We start from the raw sequence: 16,652 nt of genomic DNA on the forward strand, positions 1-16,652 counted from the left end.
CACTTGCTCCCCGGCGAAGGCCGGGGCCCAGTTGCAATGTCATTCGAGAGTTCCCTGCGCCGTCGACAGTGCGCGGAGCCTGGGCCCCGGCCTTCGCCGGGAAGGAGCTGAAAGGGACCCATATGCCGGTGCTGCCGTTCGCATTGCTGTTGCTGCTCCAGGACGCTCCCGCGCCGATCGCCGCCGAACTGGTCGAAGTCGCCCCCGGCCCGAAGCGCTATTTCCACGCCGGCGATGAGCGGGAAGGGTGCCCGGCACCCAGCGCCGCCTGCCGCCGCAAGGGCTATGTCGTCGCCGGAGACAGGCTGGTCGCCTGGGAAGCCAGCGGAGCGCTCACTCGCGTCACCTATCTTGCCCCAGGCAGCACCCGTCCGAGTGAAGGCTGGGTCGAGACTGCCGCGCTGCGCCGGGTGGCGCCGGCCCCGCCGAAAGCCAGTGACTGGATCGGCGGCTGGAGCGGCTGGGAATCGGAGATCGACATCACCCGGGGGGCGAAACCCGGCACTTTCCATCTCGGCGGCAACGCCACCTGGGGGGCGCATGATCCCGAGCGGGTGAAGCGCGGGGGTGTGAACTCCGGCATGTTCAGCGCCGATCTGCCCGAACCCAAGGGCGGCAGCCTCGCATTCGCCGATTCGGAAGAGCCCGCTTGCCGCATCACCCTCCGCCTGCTTGGTCCCTATCTGCTCGCTCGCGACAATGGCCAGTGCGGCGGGATGAATGTGACCTTCAGCGGCATCTACCGGAAATGAGCGATCGGCTCATCGCCCTGCCGAACTGGCAGTTCGCCCTGCTGCCCGCGGCACAACTCCTGGTCTGCCTGTTTGGCTGGCAGCTCCTGCTCGGCTCGCTGCTGTGCAACAGCTCACCCTGGACGTCGCTCAGCGTGGCGGCGGACCTTCTCTGGTGCCTGGCCGCGGCGTCGTTGCCGCTCGGCTTTGTCGCGATCGGGCTGCGCCAGTTCCGGCTGAGCTATCTGGTGCTGGTCGTGCTGGGAACGGTGACGCTGGCGGCACAGCAGCTGCTGATCGGCCAGGGCCTGCTGCGCTGCAACTGGTTCTAGCGCGCCGGAGAATCCCGCGGCGTGCCGTTGCGCACCATGCGCAGGGGATCGCAGCCGCTTCCCGACGTTCGCTGATTATTGCAGCGTGACCTCGTCGTCCCCGTCGTGGCGGCCGTAGAATTGCATCAGCTGCACCACCAGCTCGCTGCGCTCGGCCAGCGTGTCCGCCTCGAGCAGCGCCTGTTTCGATGCCGCGTCGAACGGCGCGATCTGGGCGATGCCGTTGACCAGCGATTCGTCGTCGAGCCGGCTCACCGATTCCCAGTCGACCGCATAGCCGAGCACGTCGGCGAAGCGGCGCGATTCGATCTCCAGCGCGGCGCGCTCGGCCATCGCGAGCACTTCGATGTCGCCCACCGCCTCCAGCTCGGCTTCGACCTGGCGGAACGGCGTCGTGACGTCGAGCTCGCGCCGGATGATGAAGCGTGCCAGCCCCTCGAGCACGATGTCGAAGCGCCCGTCGTCGAGCGCCTCCACCTCGGCGATGCGGCCGACACAGCCGATCTCGAACAGGCCGGGCGGGTTGGCGGCGTCGCGCGGCTGGATCATCCCGATGCGCCGGTCGCGGACCAGCGCGTCGGAGACCATCGCCCGATAGCGCGGCTCGAAGATGTGCAGCGGCAGGTGCATCCGCGGGAAGAGCAGCGCGCCGGCCAGCGGGAATACCGACAGCCGCGTGATCTTCCCCGAAGGCGTCATCCGAACAGGATCGCCGAAAGCTTGCGGCGCTGGGCGGATACCCAGGGATCTTCCAGGCCGACTGCCTCGAACAGCTTGAGCAGCCGCTGGCGGGCGGCGCCTTCGTTCCATTCGCGGTCGTCTCGCACCATGGCGAGCAGCGTCTCGGCGGCGCCGTCGCGGTCGCCCGAGGCCATCTGGCCGCCGGCGAGTTCGTAGCGCGCTTCCATGTCGCCGGTGGCGGCCTGGGCGGCGAGGCCCGACAGGTCCTCTACCGGCTGGGCTTCCTTGGCGAGTGCGATCGCGGCGCGGGCCTGCTCGATCTCGGCACCCTTGGCGTCCTCGGGCAGGGCCGCGAGCACCGATTCGGCTTCCTCGGCGCGGCCCAGCGCCAGCAGGGCGCGGGCGCGGCCGGCGGCGACCACGGGATGCTCGGGCACCAGCTCGGCGATCTGCTCGAAGATCGACAGGGCGCGTTCCGGATCATTCTCGGCCAGCGACTGCTCGCCCATCTCGATCAGCGGCTCCAGCTCGGCTTCGGCCTGGGCCTCGGTGCTCTGCACCGGCAGCTGGCGCAGCAGTTGGTCGAGCATGGTGCGCAGCTGCGATTCGGTGCGTGCCGAACTCAGGTCGGCGACCAGCTGGCCCTGAAACATCGCATAGACGGTCGGGATCGAGCGGACCTGGAACTGGTTGGCGATGAACTGGTTCGCGTCGACATCGACCTTGGCGAGGATCACGCCCTTGCCGGCATAGTCGGTCGCCACCTTTTCCAGGATCGGAGTCAGCGCCTTGCAGGGGCCGCACCATTCCGCCCAGAAATCGATCATGACGAGGCTGGTCATCGAGGGCTCGACGACGTCCCGGCGGAAGCCGTCCACGGCTTCCTTTTCCGCGGGGGTGAGTCCAAGCGTGGCCAAGGTGTCTGCTCCTGAAAAAGATGCGCTTCGGTTCGTCGCGATATGTGGGCTTTCAGGGGCGATGCGCCAAGCCTTTAAAAAAACTGTGGCGATAGGGGTTGCGGACCCAAAAAGCCGGTGCTAGTGGCCGCGCCTCACCCAGCCCGGTGGCGCTTCGCTGCCCCGGACTAGAACGCCAGAGCGGGCGTAGCTCAGGGGTAGAGCACGACCTTGCCAAGGTCGGGGTCGAGGGTTCGAATCCCTTCGCCCGCTCCAGCGTTTCCCACCGGATTTCCGGTGCCTGGGAAACGAACTTCAGAAAATCTGTCACCTTCCGCCGGCGTTCGACGATTCGATCCGCGCCTAGCCTATCGGATGGCTTGCGCGGGCCCGGGGTCGGATGACAAAGTGTTGCCGATGATCGCACGGCTCGCTCTGGCGCTTGGCGCCGCTCTTCTCGCTTCCGCCGCTTCCCCGCCCGACGGGATCGAGGGCGTATGGCGCAACCCGCACAACAGCGTCCACATCCGCTACGAGCCCTGCGGCAAGGGCGCGATCTGCGGTACCGTCGTCTGGGCCAGCGACAAGGCGATCGCGGATGCCAGGCGCGGCGGCACCGAGAACCTGATCGGCACCCCGATCTTCCGCAATCTCTACAGGAACGGCCCGAATCGCTGGAAGGGCAGCGTGTTCGTGCCCGATATCCGCAAGACCTTCTCGGGCACCGTGACGATCGACGGCGACCAGATGATCGGCCGGGGATGCCTGGTGCTCGGCGTCGGCTGCAAGTCGCAGACCTGGTCGCGAATCACCGAGTGATTCGGAACGCTGGGTTTCCGTAAGCAGCCTTGTTCGAGGGGGCCGGGCTTTCCACTTCAGCGGGCATACAGGTTCCAACCGCAAGAAGCCCCGCCATGTTCGGAAAAGTCCTTCGGGCGATTCTGCCCGCATTCGTGCTGTTCTCGCTCGCCACCCCCGCATCGGCAGGTTCGCCGCCTGACGCGCCGATCGCCAGCGAGTGGCGCAATCCCAGCAACAGCGTCCACATCCGCATCGACAATTGCGGCGGCGCGGTCTGCGGCACGATCACCTGGGCCAGCGACAAGGCGATCGCCGACGCCAGGCGCGGCGGCACCACCCAGCTGGTCGGCACCCGGCTGTTCCGCGACCTCAAGCCCGCCGGCCAGGGCAAGTGGAGCGGCAAGGTGTTCGTCCCCGACATCCGCCAGACCTTCTCGGGCACGATCCAGTTCCAGGACGGCGACAAGATGGTCGGCAAGGGCTGCGTGCTGTTCGGCATCATCTGCAAGGCCCAGACCTGGTCGCGGGTGCGCTAAGCGGGTTTGACCGCCAGCTTCGGGCTGGCGGCCTCCCGGCAAGCGGCTAGGGTGCGCGACATGAGCAGTGCACCCATTCGAGTCGGCATCGGCGGCTGGACCTTCGAGCCCTGGCGCGGGACCTTCTATCCGGAGAAGCTCTCGCAGAAGAAGGAGCTGGAATACGCCTCGCGCCAGCTCACCGCGATCGAGATCAACGGCACCTATTATTCGAGCTTCAAGCCCGCCACCTTCGAGGGCTGGGCGAAGACCGTGCCCGACGGCTTCGTCTTCGCGGTCAAGGGCTCGCGCTTCTGCACCAATCGCAAGGTGCTGGCGGACGCCGGCGAATCGGTCGCCAGGTTCGTCGGCCAGGGCGTGGTCGAGCTCGGCGACCGGCTCGGCCCGCTGATGTGGCAGTTCATGGCCACCAAGAAGTTCGACGCCCAGGATTTCGGCGCGTTCCTCGACCTGCTCCCGCGCACCCATGAAGGCGTAAAGCTCCGCCACGCCGTCCAGGTGCGGCACGAGAGCTTCGCGGTGCCCGAGTTCGTCACCCTCTGCCGCAAGGCCGGCGTGGCGATCGTCTATGCCGATTCGCCGCAATATCCGGCGATCGCCGACATCACCGGCGACTTCGTCTATGCCCGGCTCGAGGCGGGCGAGGACGACAATCCCCATTGCTATCCCGACGCCGAGTTGCCGCGCTGGACCGAGGCGGCACGGACCTGGGCCTCGGGCGGCCGCCCGGCCGGTCTCCCCTATGTCGAGGACCAGGACCCGCCCGCGGCGCGACGCGAAACCTTCATCTTCTTCATCCATGGCGGCAAGGTCCGCGCACCCGCGGCGGCGCAGGAGCTGATCCGCCGGCTCGACGAGTCGAGCCAAGCCTGACGTCAAACCGTCGGCCCCGGTCGCGAGACTGCCCGAATCCGTCGCAATTCCGCCGTTTTCTCGCGGCGGGCGCGCATTTGCGAAATGCCACGGAAACAACCCAGTAAAAATGCGTGCCTTTCGGGATACAGCCGATTGGCAAAGCGCAACTTTATACCAACCGCCGCTTTACGCGCGAAACACCCGGTTTCATCCAGCGCACCGCACATGCCGTTTCAGGCGGTTTGAGCCAGTTCGTACCCACGCAATGTGCGCGTGGGGCAGTATGAAAAGGGTACCATGTTTACGCGTAACATCGCTCGCACGCTGCGTGCAGGCACCGCCTTGTCGGCGCTGACCCTGGCCACCAGCCTCCTCGCCGTCCCCGCCTTCGCGCAGGACACCGCTCCCACCCCCACCGCCGACCAGACCGCTCCGGCGGCCGACGAAGCCCCCGAAATCGTCGTCACCGGCTCGCTCTTCGCGACCAAGGTCACCACCTCGCCGGTGACCACCGTCACCGCCGACACGCTCGATGCCAAGGGCATCACCACCGTGCAGGACGGCCTGCAGCGCCTCGCCGCCAATAACGGCCCGACGCTCACCAACAGCTTCTCGGCAAACGGCGCGTTCGCCGGCGGCGCCTCGGCGATCTCGCTGCGCGGCCTGTCGACCAACTCGACGCTGGTGCTGTTCGACGGCATGCGCGCGGCCTATTATCCGCTCGCCGACGACGCGACCCGCAACTTCGTCGATCTGAACACGATTCCGGACGACATCATCGACCGCGTCGAAGTGCTCAAGGACGGCGCTTCGTCGAGCTACGGCGCCGATGCGATCGCGGGCGTGGTCAACATCATCACCAAGCGCAGCTTCCAGGGCGTCTCGGCCCGCGCCGAAGCCGGCGTCTCGCAGGACGGCATCGCCGCCAGCCAGCGCTTCTCGGTCACCGCCGGCACCGGCGATCTCGATCGTGACGGCTTCAACGCGTACATCAGCGGCTTCTATTTCCACTCGGACGCAGTCTACACCAAGGACCTGCGCGCGCCGTTCAACTCGGACGACCAGACCAGCATCGGCGGACCGAACAACCTCGTGAACGGCGACAATTTCGCACCGACCTATGCCGGTTCGAACATCTATGCCGCGCCGGGTTCGGGCGGTCGCTACCAGCTGCTCCAGTCGGGCTGCGCCAATGGCAACCTGACCCAGACGACCGCCGCCCAGCAGGCGGCCAGCGGCCTGCTGCCGACCTCGATCTGCCAGCAGGACCTGACCAACCAGTATGGCGTGGTCGCGCCGCAGGTCGATCGCTTCGGCGTCTCGGCGCATGTCGCCAAGACCTTCGGCGATTCGACGGAAGCCTATCTCGAAGTGAACTTCCAGCAGTCGCGCAGCCAGTATAGCGGCGCTGCCTCGTCGATCTACGCCAACGCGCCGGCCGGCATCTACTATGCGCCGTTCTCGACGCGTGGCACCGGCGCCGCCTTCGCACCCGGCTCGGGCGCGCTGACCCTCCCGGTCTATGTCTGCGCCGCGCGCGTGAACTGCACCGCGGCCAACGGCACGCTCAACCCGAACAACCCGTTCGCGGCTTCGGGCCAGACGGCGACGATCATCGGCGCGATGCCGAACCTGACCCGCCAGGACGAGACGCGCAGCCGCGTGTACCGTGCCGCTGCGGGCATCAAGGGCACCTTCGGCGACGACTGGAACTACAAGGTCGACGCGACGGCGATGCACACCGACCTGCGTCGCACGATGAACGGCTATGTCTATATCCAGCACCTGCTGGATGTGATCGCCGACGGTTCGTACAACTTCGTGAACCCGGCGGCGAACAGCCAGGCGACGCTGAACTATCTGGCGCCGGAACTGAACGTCGATGCGTCCTCGGATCTCTACCAGGTCCAGGCGAGCGTCAACAAGTCGCTGTTCGAGCTGCCGGGTGGCCCGGCGCAGCTCGGCTTCGGCGGTTCGTTCTTCTACGAAGCGGTCGATTCGCCCTCGGCGAACAGCGACATCAACGGTCCGACCCAGCGCTACTTCACGATCAACGCGTTCGGCACCAAGGGCAACCGCACGGTCACCTCGGGCTTCGGCGAGCTGAGCCTGCCGATCCTCCAGCAGGTCGAGCTCAACCTGTCGGGTCGCTATGACCATTACTCGACCGGTCAGGGCTATTTCTCGCCCAAGGTCGGCGCGAAGATCACCCCGATCGACATGCTGACGGTGCGCGGCACCTGGTCGCGTGGTTTCCGTATCCCGTCCTTCGGCGAGTCGAACGCACTCCCGACGACCGGCTACGTGACCAACTCGGCCGGCCTGTTCAACGATGCGTACCTGGCCCAGTATGGCTGCTCGGTCGCGACGTTCAGCACCGCCTGCCCGCAGTATCTGCGTACCGCGAGCTACGGCCAGACCACGCTCGCTTCGCCGGATCTGAAGCCGGAGAAGTCGCGCAGCATCACGCTGGGCGCGGTGTTCACGCCGATGCGCAACGTGTCGCTCTCGGTTGACTACTTCAACATCAAGAAGACCGACGCGATCACCTCGCTGTCGTCGGCCGCGGCCCTCCAGGCCTATTATTCCGGTCAGGCGATCCCGGCTGGCTACACGGTCATCCCGGATGCGGTGGATCCGGCCAACCCGTCGGCGCTGCCGCGCGTTGCCTATGTCCAGTCGCACTATGTCAACGCCAACACCCAGAAGGCGGAAGGCATCGACTTCGGAGCGAACGCTCGCTTCAACGTCGGCGCGGTGACCTGGACGAGCAACCTCGACGCCACGCTCATGCTCGAGCTCAGCACCACGCTGGCAGACGGCACGCGCGAGACCTATGTCGACACGCTCGGCAACTACAACCTCACCGCGGGTTCGGGCACCTTCCGCTGGAAGGGCAGCTGGATGAACAGCTTCGCGATCGGCAACTACACGGTTACCGGTACGGCCAACTACACCTCGGGCTATGACCTCTCGGCCATGGACCAGGGCAATGCGTACAAGGATTGCGGCCTTGCGCCGTCGCCCGCGTACACCGGTTGCCGCGTGAAGAGCTACTTCACCTTCGACCTCAACATGACCGCCAAGGTCGCGGACAAGTTCACGATCTACGCGAACGTGCTGAACCTGTTCGATCGCCTGCCGGACTATGATCCGGTCACCTATGGCGCGTATCTCTACAACCCGGTCCAGGCCGGCGACGGCATCTATGGCCGCCGCTTCTCGGTCGGCGCGAAGGTCAATTTCTGATCTTTCGTCAGGACTGATACGAAAGAGGGCGGTCCCGAAAGGGGCCGCCCTTCTTCTTTGGGAAGGCGGCTGTCCCTATCGCGCGCTCCCATCGCTCCCAGTAATCCGCCGCCCTGTCACTCCGTCGCCATGCTACTCCGTCATCCCCGCCTGCGCAGGGATGACGATGGAATGCTTTCCAGCGTTACCGTTCCCCGGCGAAGGCCGGGGCCCAGTTTCGGCGCAGCATCGATGGCGCAGGAACTCTCGAACGACGTTGCGACTGGGGCCCGGCCTTCGCCGGGGAACAGTCAGGCGGTGACGGGTGAATCCGACTGCAATCCTCCCCCGGGGGAGGATTGCACGCGTGTCCTATATCGCCCCCTAAGGCCGCTTCGGGCTCGCCCGGTCCGCCACCATCCGCTCGCCGTCGATCGTGATAGGCGAGGCGATGCCCGGCAGCCCGTCGCGCTCGATCCTCATGCCGCGCGCCACCACTTGCGGATCGGCGAACACTTCGCCGACATTGTTGATCGGCCCGGCCGGCACGCCCTCGGCCTCCAGTGCCTCGTACAGGTCGGCCTTGGCCCATTGCCGGATCGCCGCGTCGAGCAGCGGGATCAGCGTATCGCGATTCATCACCCGCGCCGGATTGGTCGCGAAGCGCGGGTCGCTGCCATAGTCGAGCCCCAGCACCCCGCAGAGCTTGCGGAACTGCGAGTCATTGCCCACCGCGATGATCAACGCGCCGTCGCGGGTGTCGAACGCCTGATAGGGCACCAGGTTCGCATGGCCGTTGCCCATCCGCCCCGGCACCTTGGCCGGGTTGGCCATCCAGTTGAGCGCCTGGTTGGCGAGTACGCCCACCTGGGTGTCGAGCAGCGCCATGTCGATATGCGCGCCTTGCCCGGTGGCGTCACGGCGTCGCAGCGCCGCGAGGATCGCCACCGCCGAATAGACGCCGGTGAAGATGTCGGCATAGGCGATGCCGGCCTTTTGCGGCGCGCCGTCGGGCTCGCCGGTCAGGCTCATCGCGCCGCCCATGCCCTGGATGATGAAGTCGTATCCCGCGCGCGGTGCATAGGGGCCGGTCTGGCCGAAGCCGGTGATCGAGCAGACCACCAGCCGCGGGTTGAGCGCGCGCAGGCTCGCGGCGTCGAGCCCGTATTTGACCAGCCCGCCGACCTTGTAGTTCTCGATGACGACGTCCGCCTCGGCCACCAGCGCGCGCACCGCCGCCTGCCCCTCCGGGGTGGCGATGTCGATCGCCCGGCTCTCCTTGCCGCGGTTGCAGGCATGGAAATAGGCGGCGTCAAGAGTCGAGCCGTCCGCGTCGTGCAGGAAGGGCGGGCCCCAATGGCGGGTATCGTCGCCTTCGCCCGGCCGCTCGATCTTGATCACCTCGGCGCCCAGGTCGGCGAGCAGCTGCCCGCACCAGGGTCCCGCGAGGATCCGCGCCAGCTCGACGACCCTGATCCCCTCCAGCGGCTTCACGGCCGGTGGATCTCGTAGATCAGGTGCGGCTTCATCTCGCCGGCCATCAGCCGGTCGACAATGCCCGGCCGCGCGGTGCCGCCGATCTTCTCCATGGCCTTGCGCGAACGCACATTGTCCACGCCGACGGTGAACACCGCGGTGCGCACATAGCGGTGGATATGATTGAGCATCAGCCGCTTGATCTCGCGGTTGTACGTCCCGCCCCAGAATGCGCGGGCGAGATAGGTCCAGCCGATCTCGATCTCGTCGGCCTCGGGCTCCCAATTGTCGAAGCGCGACGATCCGATCACCTGGCCGCTGGCCTTGTCGATGATCGTCAGCGCGCCGCCACTGGCCAGGCCGGCGTCGAAATAGGCGCGGAACACCGGCTCCTGCCAGCGGTCATGCGCCGGGTGGACTTCCCAGACGAGCGGATCGCTCGCCACCGCGTAGAGCGCGTTCCAGTCCTCCGGCGTGCTGGGACGCAGCGTCACCAGCGCGCCTTCGAGGGTCGGCTGCCGGTCGGGCGTCATCAGAACGCCGCGATCCCGGTGATCGCGCGGCCGAGGATCAGCCCGTGCACGTCGTGCGTGCCCTCGTAGGTGTTGACCGTCTCGAGGTTGATCGCATGGCGCAGCACATGGAATTCGGCCGAGATGCCGTTGCCGCCATGCATGTCGCGGGCGATGCGGGCGATGTCGAGCGCCTTGCCGCAATTGTTGCGCTTGATGATGCTGATCGCCTCGGGCGCGAGCGTGCCCTCGTCGAACATGCGTCCGGCCCGCAGCGCCGCCTGCAGGCCGAGCGCGATCTCGGTCTCCATGTTGGCGAGCTTGAGCTGGACCAGCTGGTTGGCGGCGAGCGGCTTGCCGAACTGGGCGCGGTCGAGCGTGTATTGCCGCGCGGCGTGGAAGCAGGCCTCGGCGGCGCCCATGCTGCCCCAGGCGATGCCGTAGCGCGCGCGGTTGAGGCAGCCGAACGGCCCCTTGAGCCCCTGCACCTCGGGCAGCAGCGCGTCCTCGCTCACTTCGACGCCGTCCATCACGATCTCGCCGGTGATCGACGCGCGGAGCGACAGCTTGCCCTCGATCTTCGGCGCGGAGAGCCCCTTCATGCCCTTTTCGAGCACGAATCCCTTGATCCCGCCGCCATGCGCCTCGCTCTTCGCCCAGACGACGAACACGTCGGCGATCGGCGAGTTGGTGATCCACATCTTCGAGCCGGTGAGGCGGTAGCCGCCGTCGATCTTCGCCGCGCGGGTACGCATGCCGCCCGGGTCCGAGCCCGCATCCGGCTCGGTCAGCCCGAAACAGCCGATCCATTCGCCGGTCGCCAGCTTGGGGAGGTATTTCCGCTTCTGTTCCTCGGTGCCGTATGCGTTGATCGGGTGCATCACGAGCGAGCTCTGCACCGACATCGCCGAGCGATAGCCCGAATCGACCCGCTCGACCTCGCGCGCCACCAGCCCGTAGGACACATAGCCCAGCCCCGCGCCGCCATAGGCCTCGGGGATCGTCGCGCCGAGCAGCCCCAGCGCGCCCATCTCGGACATGATCTCGCGGTCGAAATGCTCGTCGAGATAGGCCCGCGTCACTCGCGGCAGCAGCTCGCCCTGCGCGTAATCCCGCGCGGCATCGCGGACCATCCGCTCCTCATCGGTCAGCTGCGCATCGAGCCCGAAGGGATCCGCCCAGTCGAACCGGCCCATCTCCGCCATTTCCTCGTCCTTCTCTAGTTCTCGGCCGTCCTAACGGCTCCGCATCCCGCTGCGTGTCGGGATGGCTTCATGGGGTATAGGATGCGGCTATCCCGCCGGGGGCGCAGGCGGCGGCGTATCCATCGCCGCCCGCTCGATATCGGTGAGCGCCACCCGCGCCGCGACATAGCGCCGCGCCGCCGCGGTCCAGCTCTCGGCGCTCGACACGCCCGGCATGTGCGCCACTTCCGCCAGCGCCGCCTCGACATCGCCGCGATCGAGCGCGCGCCGCGCCCGGCGCAGCCGCTCGGCCGGCAGCGGGCTCGGCGTATCGGCCTGGCGCAGCACCACCAGGTTGCCGAGCATCCGCCGCACCTTGTTCCACAAACTGTCGTTGGGATCGTTCGCCAGCCGCACCGCCAGCGTATCGAGCGCGAGCCGCAAATCCTCCAGCGTCACCGGCTGTGCCGCCGCGCGCAGGATCGCGGCGACCGATTCGCCGTTTCGCTCGCCGAAGCGCTGCTTGAGCTGCCCCTCGAGCGGCCCCAGCGGCTGGCCGCGCTCGATCGCGCGCCGCGTCGCAAAGGCCACCAGGATCCGTTCCGCCCGCGTCGCATAGGCCGCGGCCCCCCGCGAGCTCGCCTCCGAATCGCGGATGCGCAGCTCGATCTGGTCGAGCTTGCCCGCCAGCATCGTCTCGCGCGCCGCCAGCGTCGCCAGATCGGTGCCCGGCGGCAGCGCCGGCACGGACACGCTGGCAGGCGCGGGCAGCGGCGCGGGCGCCGGCGCGCGCGGGGAAAATCCGCCGGCCAGGCCGACCGCGCCGATGCTCACGCCGATGCCGGCGGTAAAGGCGATGGTGCCGATCAGGCTGGCGCTCCGCCACCACGGCACGCGCGGCTGGGGCGCGAGGGTCTCGTCGCTCATATGCCCTTAATCGCTGCCCGCACCCGCCCGGTCAATCGGCGAGGTGCAGCGCAAGCGCGATCAGCGTGTCCGGCCGCATGTCGCCGGCGACTTCGACCCGCCGCCACCCGGTGCCCGCCGCCGCGGCCGCCCGCGCGCTGATCGCGGCGATGCTGGTGATCGCGCGGTGGTCGGGCGCCACCAGCTCGGCGAGCCGCGCCCCGGCCCGCGCCGACTGGACCAGCGCCACACTGCCGCGCAGCCGCACCGCCTGCCCGGGCGCAACGTCGAGCGGCGCGCTGGCATAGACGGGGATCGCCCGCGTCACGACGCCGCCCGCCTGCAACACCGCCTCGCGCCCGCCCAGCCACAGCGCCCGCGTCACCCCCGCCGCCTCGGCCGCGGCGACCAGCGCGTCCGCGCCGCCTTCGCCGACATGCGCCACCCGGAAGCCCGCCCGCGCCGCGGCCTCGGCGGTTACCCGCCCCACCGCATATACCGGCAGCCCGAGCAGCCCGCCCAGCTGGCCGCCCCCGTGGCGCAGCGCATTGGCGCTGGTCAGCAGCAGCGCGTCGAACCCGGCCGGATCGGGCGCGTCCCACGCCACCGGCGCCGCCGCGAACAGCGGCAGCCGGATCGCCGTCCGCCCCGCCGCCTCGATCGCCGCCGCGGTCACGCGGTTGCCGGGCTCGGGCCGGAGCACGGCGATCGGCCGGCTCATCCCTCGAACAGGCGGCGCACCGTTTCGGGCGCGCGCTCGAGCAGGTCGCGCGCCAGTGCCGCCGGCAGGTCATGGTCGAGCGGCGCGCCTTCGATCGCGCCATGGACATGCGCGGTGCCATCCTCGCTCAGCAGCTCGGCCTCGAGCGTCAATATGCCGCCCTCGATGGTCGCCAGCGCCGCCACCGGCGAATGGCAATCGGCCTTCAACGCCGCGAGCAGCGCCCGCTCGGCGGAGACGCAGCCATGCGTCACCGCATCGTCGATCGCGCCTACCAGCTCGCGGGCATGCGCGTCGTCGGCGCGGATTTCCACGCCCACCGCGCCCTGTGCCGGTGCCGGCAGCATCACATTGGTGGGGATCTCGACGCCGACGTCATGACGTCCCAGCCGCGCCAGCCCCGCCGCCGCCAGCAGCGTCGCATCGGCCTCGCCGGCGGCCAGCCTGGCCAGCCGCGTATCGACATTGCCGCGGAACAGCACCGTCCTGAGGTCCGGCCGCAGTTTCCGCACCTGGGCGGCGCGGCGTGGCGAGCTGGTGCCGAGCACGCCGCCCTGCGGGATCGCGTCGATCGATTCGGCCCCCACCAGCCGGTCGCGCACATCGGCGCGCGGCAGCATCGCGGCGATCGCGATCATGTCGGTGCGGAAGGTCTCGACATCCTTCATCGAATGGACGCAGGCATCGATCTCGCCGGCGAGCAGCGCCCGGTCGAGTTCCTTGGTCCACAGCGCCTTGCCGCCGATCTCGGCGAGCGCGCGGTCCTGCACCTTGTCGCCGGTGGTCTTGATCACGACGATCTCGAAGGCGGCATCGGGCAGGCCATGCGTCGCCATCAGCGCATCGCGCACCATGTTCGCCTGCGCCAGCGCCAGCGGCGAACCCCGCGTCCCGAGTTTGAAAACGGTCATGCGAAATGCCTTACCGGCTGATGCGCCGCTTGTCGAAGCGGCTGCTCCAAACTGCTTCCCCGGCTGATATTGAAGCGTATACCCCTCCACCGTCATCCCCGCGCAGGCGGGGATCCATTCTGGCTGGCCGCAGTGAGATTCACCGAACGCAGCGGCAATCGGATCCCCGCCTGCGCGGGGATGACGATCGCTGCGGACAAGACGCCCCACACCCACCAAAATCCCCCCGCCACTTCGACAATCGCCCCGCGACACCCTAGATGCGCAACCAACGGAGCATGAAGAGAACACAATGGCCCTGATCCTCGGCCTCGAATCGAGTTGCGATGAAACCGCCGCCGCCCTGGTCACCACCGATCGGCAGGTGCTGGCGCACAAGCTTGCGCGCCAGGAAGCCGCGCATCGTCCCTATGGCGGCGTCGTCCCCGAAATCGCGGCGCGCGCGCATGTCGAGGCGATCGGCCCGCTGATCCAGGGCGCGTTCGAGGAAGCCGGCGTCACCCTCGCCAATGTCGATGCGATCGCCGCCACCGCCGGTCCCGGGCTGATCGGTGGCGTCATGGTTGGCCTGGTCACCGGCAAGGCGCTGGCGCTCGCCGGCAACAAGCCGCTGATCGCGGTCAACCATCTCGAAGGGCACGGCCTGTCGCCGCGCCTCACCGATCCCGATCTCCACTTCCCCTATCTGCTGCTGCTCGTCTCGGGCGGCCATTGCCAGCTGCTGCTGGTCGAGGGCGTCGGCAAATATCAGCGCCTCGCCACCACGATCGACGATGCCGCCGGCGAAGCCTTTGACAAGACCGCCAAGATGCTCGGCCTCGGCTTTCCCGGCGGCCCGGCGGTCGAAGCCGCGGCGGCGCTCGGCAACCCGAAGGCGGTGCCGCTTCCGCGTCCGCTGCTCGGCTCGGCCGAGCCGCATTTCTCCTTCGCCGGCCTCAAGAGCGACGTCGCCCGCAAGGTCGGCCTCTACAGCGCCGAGGATATCGCCGCTTCCTTCCAGCAGGCGGTGGTCGATTGCCTGATCGATCGCACCCGCCGCGCCATCGACAAGGTCGACGCGACCGCGCTGGTCGTCGCCGGCGGGGTCGCCGCCAACAAGGCGGTGCGCGCCGCGCTCGAGCAGCTTGCCGCCGAAAGGAACCTCCGCTTCGTCGCGCCGCCGCTCTGGCTGTGCACCGATAATGCGGCGATGATCGGCTGGGCGGGAGCCGAGCGCTTCCTGGCGGGTTTCACCGATCCGCTCGATGTGGCGGCGCGGCCGCGCTGGCCGCTCGATCCGGATGCGGAAAAGGTCCGTGGTGCGGGAGTGAAGGCATGAAGATTGGCGTCATCGGCGGCGGTGCCTGGGGCACGGCGCTCGCCCAGGTCGCGGCACGCGGCGAACAGGACGTGTTGCTCTGGGCGCGCGAGCCGGAAGTGGTCGAGAGCGTCAACGCCCGCCACAGCAACGATCTGTTCCTGGCGAACGTCCCGCTCAGCCCGAGCATCCGGGCCACCGGCAACCTCGCCGATCTGGCCGGCATGGAAGCGCTGCTGGTCGTCGCCCCCGCCCAGCATGTCCGCGCGGTCCTGTCCGAAACCCCGGTCGGCAACACGCTGCTGGTGCTCTGCGCCAAGGGGATCGAGGCCGGCACCAAGCTGCTGGTCGGCGAAGTCGCGCACCAGGTCGCGCCCGATGCCCCGCTCGCGGTGCTCTCCGGCCCCACCTTCGCGCACGAGGTCGCCGCCGGTAAGCCCACTGCCGTCACGCTCGCCTGCGAGCATGAGGCGCTGCGCACGCGCCTGTCCGATCGCCTCGCCGGCCCGGCCTTCCGCACCTATGGCTCGGACGATGTCGTCGGCGCGGAGATTGGCGGCGCGGTCAAGAACGTCCTCGCGATTGCCTGCGGCGTGGTCGAGGGTGCCGGGCTCGGGCTCAACGCCCGCGCCGCGCTGATCGCGCGCGGCTTTGCCGAGATGACGCGCTTCGGCATGGCCCGCGGTGCCCAGGCGGAAACGCTCACCGGCCTGTCGGGCCTGGGCGATCTCGTCCTCACCTGCTCCTCCACCAATTCGCGCAACTTCTCGCTCGGCCTCGGGCTGGGGCAGGGCCGGAGCGCCGCCGAGTTGATGGCCGATCGCAAGACCGTGGCCGAAGGTGCCTTCACCGCGCCCGTCCTCCGCGAAGCCGCCCGCGATGCCGGAGTCGATATGCCGGTCACCGAAGCGGTCAACGCGCTGCTCGAAGGCGCGCCGGTGGCCAAGGTGGTCGAAGCCTTGCTCAGCCGCCCCTTGCGGGAGGAAAAGCTGTGAAATGGGCGGCGATGCTGCGGGGGATCAACCTCGGCAAGCGCCAGCTCAAATCGGCGGAGTTGAAGGCCGTGGTCGAGGGGCTCGGCTTCACCCAGGTGAAGACGATCCTCGCCTCGGGCAATGTCGTGTTCGAAGCGGGGGACGCCACGCCTGAGGCACTCGAGCGCGATCTCCATGCCGCGCTGGAAAAGGCGACCGGGCTCAAGTCCGATGTCTATGTCCGCAATCGCGCCGATCTGGAGAAGCTGGTCGCGGCCAACCCCTTCCCGAAGGAAGCCGAGGAGCGCCCGAGCTTTCTCGTCGTCACCTTCCACCGCGAACCGCCAAGCCAGGCGGCGATCGACAAGCTCCTCGAAAGCCATGACGGCCCCGAGCGGATGGTGATCCTCGGCCGCGAGCTGTTCACCGATTTCCCCGAAGGCCAGGCCCGCTCGAACCTGATTCCCGCGATGCAGAAGGCCAAGCTCGCCCACGCCAATACCGGCCGCAACTGGAACACGGTGCTCAAGCTGCTGACGGCGCTGGGGGAGTAACCTTCCTCAATTGCTTCCCAATTCCGTCATTCCCGCGAAGGCGGGAATCCATTCTGG

General features: G+C 68.3%; 17 protein-coding genes and 1 tRNA gene. 10 read left to right on the top strand and 8 right to left on the bottom strand.

Features of this window, described 5'->3' with window-relative positions:
• The first annotated feature begins 122 nt into the window (after positions 1 to 122).
• Both AC1RJ5_RS14345 and AC1RJ5_RS14350 read left to right on the top strand, forming a co-directional pair.
• Positions 123 to 752, top strand: coding sequence for a hypothetical protein (locus AC1RJ5_RS14345; RefSeq protein WP_342249265.1), 630 nt, complete (start codon positions 123 to 125; stop codon positions 750 to 752).
• Complete coding sequence (locus AC1RJ5_RS14350; RefSeq protein ID WP_493113922.1) at positions 749 to 1,063, top strand: hypothetical protein; 315 nt, start codon at positions 749 to 751, stop codon at positions 1,061 to 1,063. The genes AC1RJ5_RS14345 and AC1RJ5_RS14350 overlap by 4 nt, the downstream gene beginning before the upstream one ends.
• Before the next feature lie 75 nt (positions 1,064 to 1,138).
• Here AC1RJ5_RS14350 and AC1RJ5_RS14355 read toward each other — a convergent pair whose 3' ends face one another.
• Positions 1,139 to 1,762: an LON peptidase substrate-binding domain-containing protein gene (locus tag AC1RJ5_RS14355; protein ID WP_269573306.1), complete on the bottom strand. Its 624-nt coding sequence runs from the start codon at positions 1,760 to 1,762 to the stop codon at positions 1,139 to 1,141.
• Positions 1,759 to 2,661, bottom strand: a complete 903-nt coding sequence (locus AC1RJ5_RS14360; protein ID WP_184163407.1) for a tetratricopeptide repeat protein — start codon at positions 2,659 to 2,661, stop codon at positions 1,759 to 1,761. Before AC1RJ5_RS14360 ends, AC1RJ5_RS14355 begins: the two co-directional genes overlap by 4 nt.
• Before the next feature lie 180 nt (positions 2,662 to 2,841).
• On the opposite strand from AC1RJ5_RS14360, the gene AC1RJ5_RS14365 reads away from it, so the two are divergent.
• From AC1RJ5_RS14365 to AC1RJ5_RS14385, 5 genes are all read left to right on the top strand, one after another.
• Positions 2,842 to 2,916: transfer RNA gene (locus tag AC1RJ5_RS14365), tRNA-Gly, on the top strand.
• A 141-nt stretch (positions 2,917 to 3,057) separates the two neighbouring features.
• A complete protein-coding gene (locus tag AC1RJ5_RS14370; RefSeq protein ID WP_269573305.1) occupies positions 3,058 to 3,459 on the top strand; it encodes a DUF2147 domain-containing protein in 402 nt (133 codons plus the stop codon).
• A 95-nt stretch (positions 3,460 to 3,554) separates the two neighbouring features.
• A complete protein-coding gene (locus AC1RJ5_RS14375; protein WP_269573304.1) occupies positions 3,555 to 3,977 on the top strand; it encodes a DUF2147 domain-containing protein in 423 nt (140 codons plus the stop codon).
• A gap of 60 nt (positions 3,978 to 4,037) precedes the next feature.
• Positions 4,038 to 4,850, top strand: a complete 813-nt coding sequence (locus AC1RJ5_RS14380; RefSeq protein WP_493113925.1) for a DUF72 domain-containing protein — start codon at positions 4,038 to 4,040, stop codon at positions 4,848 to 4,850.
• Between the two features lie 279 nt (positions 4,851 to 5,129).
• Positions 5,130 to 8,081, top strand: a complete 2,952-nt coding sequence (locus AC1RJ5_RS14385) for a TonB-dependent receptor domain-containing protein (protein WP_342249267.1) — start codon at positions 5,130 to 5,132, stop codon at positions 8,079 to 8,081.
• Positions 8,082 to 8,444: 363 nt separating this feature from the next.
• Here AC1RJ5_RS14385 and AC1RJ5_RS14390 read toward each other — a convergent pair whose 3' ends face one another.
• The 6 genes from AC1RJ5_RS14390 to hemC all read right to left on the bottom strand — a co-directional run bounded on the left by AC1RJ5_RS14390 (position 8,445) and on the right by hemC (position 13,770).
• Positions 8,445 to 9,554 carry a CaiB/BaiF CoA transferase family protein gene (locus AC1RJ5_RS14390; protein WP_269573301.1) on the bottom strand — a complete coding sequence of 370 codons (1,110 nt, stop codon included), beginning with the start codon at positions 9,552 to 9,554 and terminating at the stop codon, positions 8,445 to 8,447.
• On the bottom strand, positions 9,551 to 10,069 hold the full coding sequence (locus AC1RJ5_RS14395) for a GNAT family N-acetyltransferase (protein WP_269573300.1): 519 nt from the start codon (positions 10,067 to 10,069) through the stop codon (positions 9,551 to 9,553). Before AC1RJ5_RS14395 ends, AC1RJ5_RS14390 begins: the two co-directional genes overlap by 4 nt.
• Positions 10,069 to 11,253, bottom strand: coding sequence for an acyl-CoA dehydrogenase (locus tag AC1RJ5_RS14400; protein WP_493113928.1), 1,185 nt, complete (start codon positions 11,251 to 11,253; stop codon positions 10,069 to 10,071). Before AC1RJ5_RS14400 ends, AC1RJ5_RS14395 begins: the two co-directional genes overlap by 1 nt.
• A gap of 87 nt (positions 11,254 to 11,340) precedes the next feature.
• The gene (locus AC1RJ5_RS14405) at positions 11,341 to 12,159 is read right to left on the bottom strand and encodes a hypothetical protein (protein WP_269573298.1); all 819 of its coding nucleotides are present in this window, start codon (positions 12,157 to 12,159) and stop codon (positions 11,341 to 11,343) included.
• A gap of 31 nt (positions 12,160 to 12,190) precedes the next feature.
• Positions 12,191 to 12,859, bottom strand: coding sequence for a uroporphyrinogen-III synthase (locus tag AC1RJ5_RS14410; RefSeq protein WP_493113930.1), 669 nt, complete (start codon positions 12,857 to 12,859; stop codon positions 12,191 to 12,193).
• Positions 12,856 to 13,770, bottom strand: coding sequence for a hydroxymethylbilane synthase (gene hemC / locus AC1RJ5_RS14415; protein ID WP_269573296.1), 915 nt, complete (start codon positions 13,768 to 13,770; stop codon positions 12,856 to 12,858). The genes AC1RJ5_RS14410 and hemC overlap by 4 nt, the downstream gene beginning before the upstream one ends.
• Positions 13,771 to 14,062: 292 nt before the next feature.
• Between hemC and tsaD the strand changes: the two genes are divergently transcribed.
• The 3 genes from tsaD to AC1RJ5_RS14430 are packed head-to-tail and all read left to right on the top strand — an operon-like array spanning position 14,063 to position 16,595.
• Positions 14,063 to 15,088, top strand: coding sequence for a tRNA (adenosine(37)-N6)-threonylcarbamoyltransferase complex transferase subunit TsaD (gene tsaD / locus AC1RJ5_RS14420; protein WP_493113932.1), 1,026 nt, complete (start codon positions 14,063 to 14,065; stop codon positions 15,086 to 15,088).
• Positions 15,085 to 16,062: an NAD(P)H-dependent glycerol-3-phosphate dehydrogenase gene (locus AC1RJ5_RS14425; protein ID WP_269573294.1), complete on the top strand. Its 978-nt coding sequence runs from the start codon at positions 15,085 to 15,087 to the stop codon at positions 16,060 to 16,062. Before tsaD ends, AC1RJ5_RS14425 begins: the two co-directional genes overlap by 4 nt.
• Positions 16,059 to 16,595, top strand: a complete 537-nt coding sequence (locus tag AC1RJ5_RS14430; RefSeq protein ID WP_493113934.1) for a DUF1697 domain-containing protein — start codon at positions 16,059 to 16,061, stop codon at positions 16,593 to 16,595. The genes AC1RJ5_RS14425 and AC1RJ5_RS14430 overlap by 4 nt, the downstream gene beginning before the upstream one ends.
• Positions 16,596 to 16,652 lie beyond the last annotated feature (57 nt).

The organism is Sphingomonas sp. GW822-FHT03G08 (genome assembly GCF_058801135.1).

Excerpts from the sequence above, each read along its gene's own strand:
- tsaD (WP_493113932.1), top strand. The coding sequence starts at position 14,063 with ATGGCCCTGATCCTCGGCCTCGAATCGAGTTGCGATGAAACCGCCGCC.
- AC1RJ5_RS14385 (WP_342249267.1), top strand. The coding sequence starts at position 5,130 with ATGTTTACGCGTAACATCGCTCGCACGCTGCGTGCAGGCACCGCCTTG.
- AC1RJ5_RS14425 (WP_269573294.1), top strand. The coding sequence starts at position 15,085 with ATGAAGATTGGCGTCATCGGCGGCGGTGCCTGGGGCACGGCGCTCGCC.
- hemC (WP_269573296.1), bottom strand. The coding sequence starts at position 13,770 with ATGACCGTTTTCAAACTCGGGACGCGGGGTTCGCCGCTGGCGCTGGCG.
- AC1RJ5_RS14395 (WP_269573300.1), bottom strand. The coding sequence starts at position 10,069 with ATGACGCCCGACCGGCAGCCGACCCTCGAAGGCGCGCTGGTGACGCTG.
- AC1RJ5_RS14400 (WP_493113928.1), bottom strand. The coding sequence starts at position 11,253 with ATGGCGGAGATGGGCCGGTTCGACTGGGCGGATCCCTTCGGGCTCGAT.
- AC1RJ5_RS14345 (WP_342249265.1), top strand. The coding sequence starts at position 123 with ATGCCGGTGCTGCCGTTCGCATTGCTGTTGCTGCTCCAGGACGCTCCC.
- AC1RJ5_RS14410 (WP_493113930.1), bottom strand. The coding sequence starts at position 12,859 with ATGAGCCGGCCGATCGCCGTGCTCCGGCCCGAGCCCGGCAACCGCGTG.
- AC1RJ5_RS14380 (WP_493113925.1), top strand. The coding sequence starts at position 4,038 with ATGAGCAGTGCACCCATTCGAGTCGGCATCGGCGGCTGGACCTTCGAG.
- AC1RJ5_RS14350 (WP_493113922.1), top strand. The coding sequence starts at position 749 with ATGAGCGATCGGCTCATCGCCCTGCCGAACTGGCAGTTCGCCCTGCTG.
- AC1RJ5_RS14405 (WP_269573298.1), bottom strand. The coding sequence starts at position 12,159 with ATGAGCGACGAGACCCTCGCGCCCCAGCCGCGCGTGCCGTGGTGGCGG.
- AC1RJ5_RS14370 (WP_269573305.1), top strand. The coding sequence starts at position 3,058 with ATGATCGCACGGCTCGCTCTGGCGCTTGGCGCCGCTCTTCTCGCTTCC.
- AC1RJ5_RS14355 (WP_269573306.1), bottom strand. The coding sequence starts at position 1,762 with ATGACGCCTTCGGGGAAGATCACGCGGCTGTCGGTATTCCCGCTGGCC.
- AC1RJ5_RS14375 (WP_269573304.1), top strand. The coding sequence starts at position 3,555 with ATGTTCGGAAAAGTCCTTCGGGCGATTCTGCCCGCATTCGTGCTGTTC.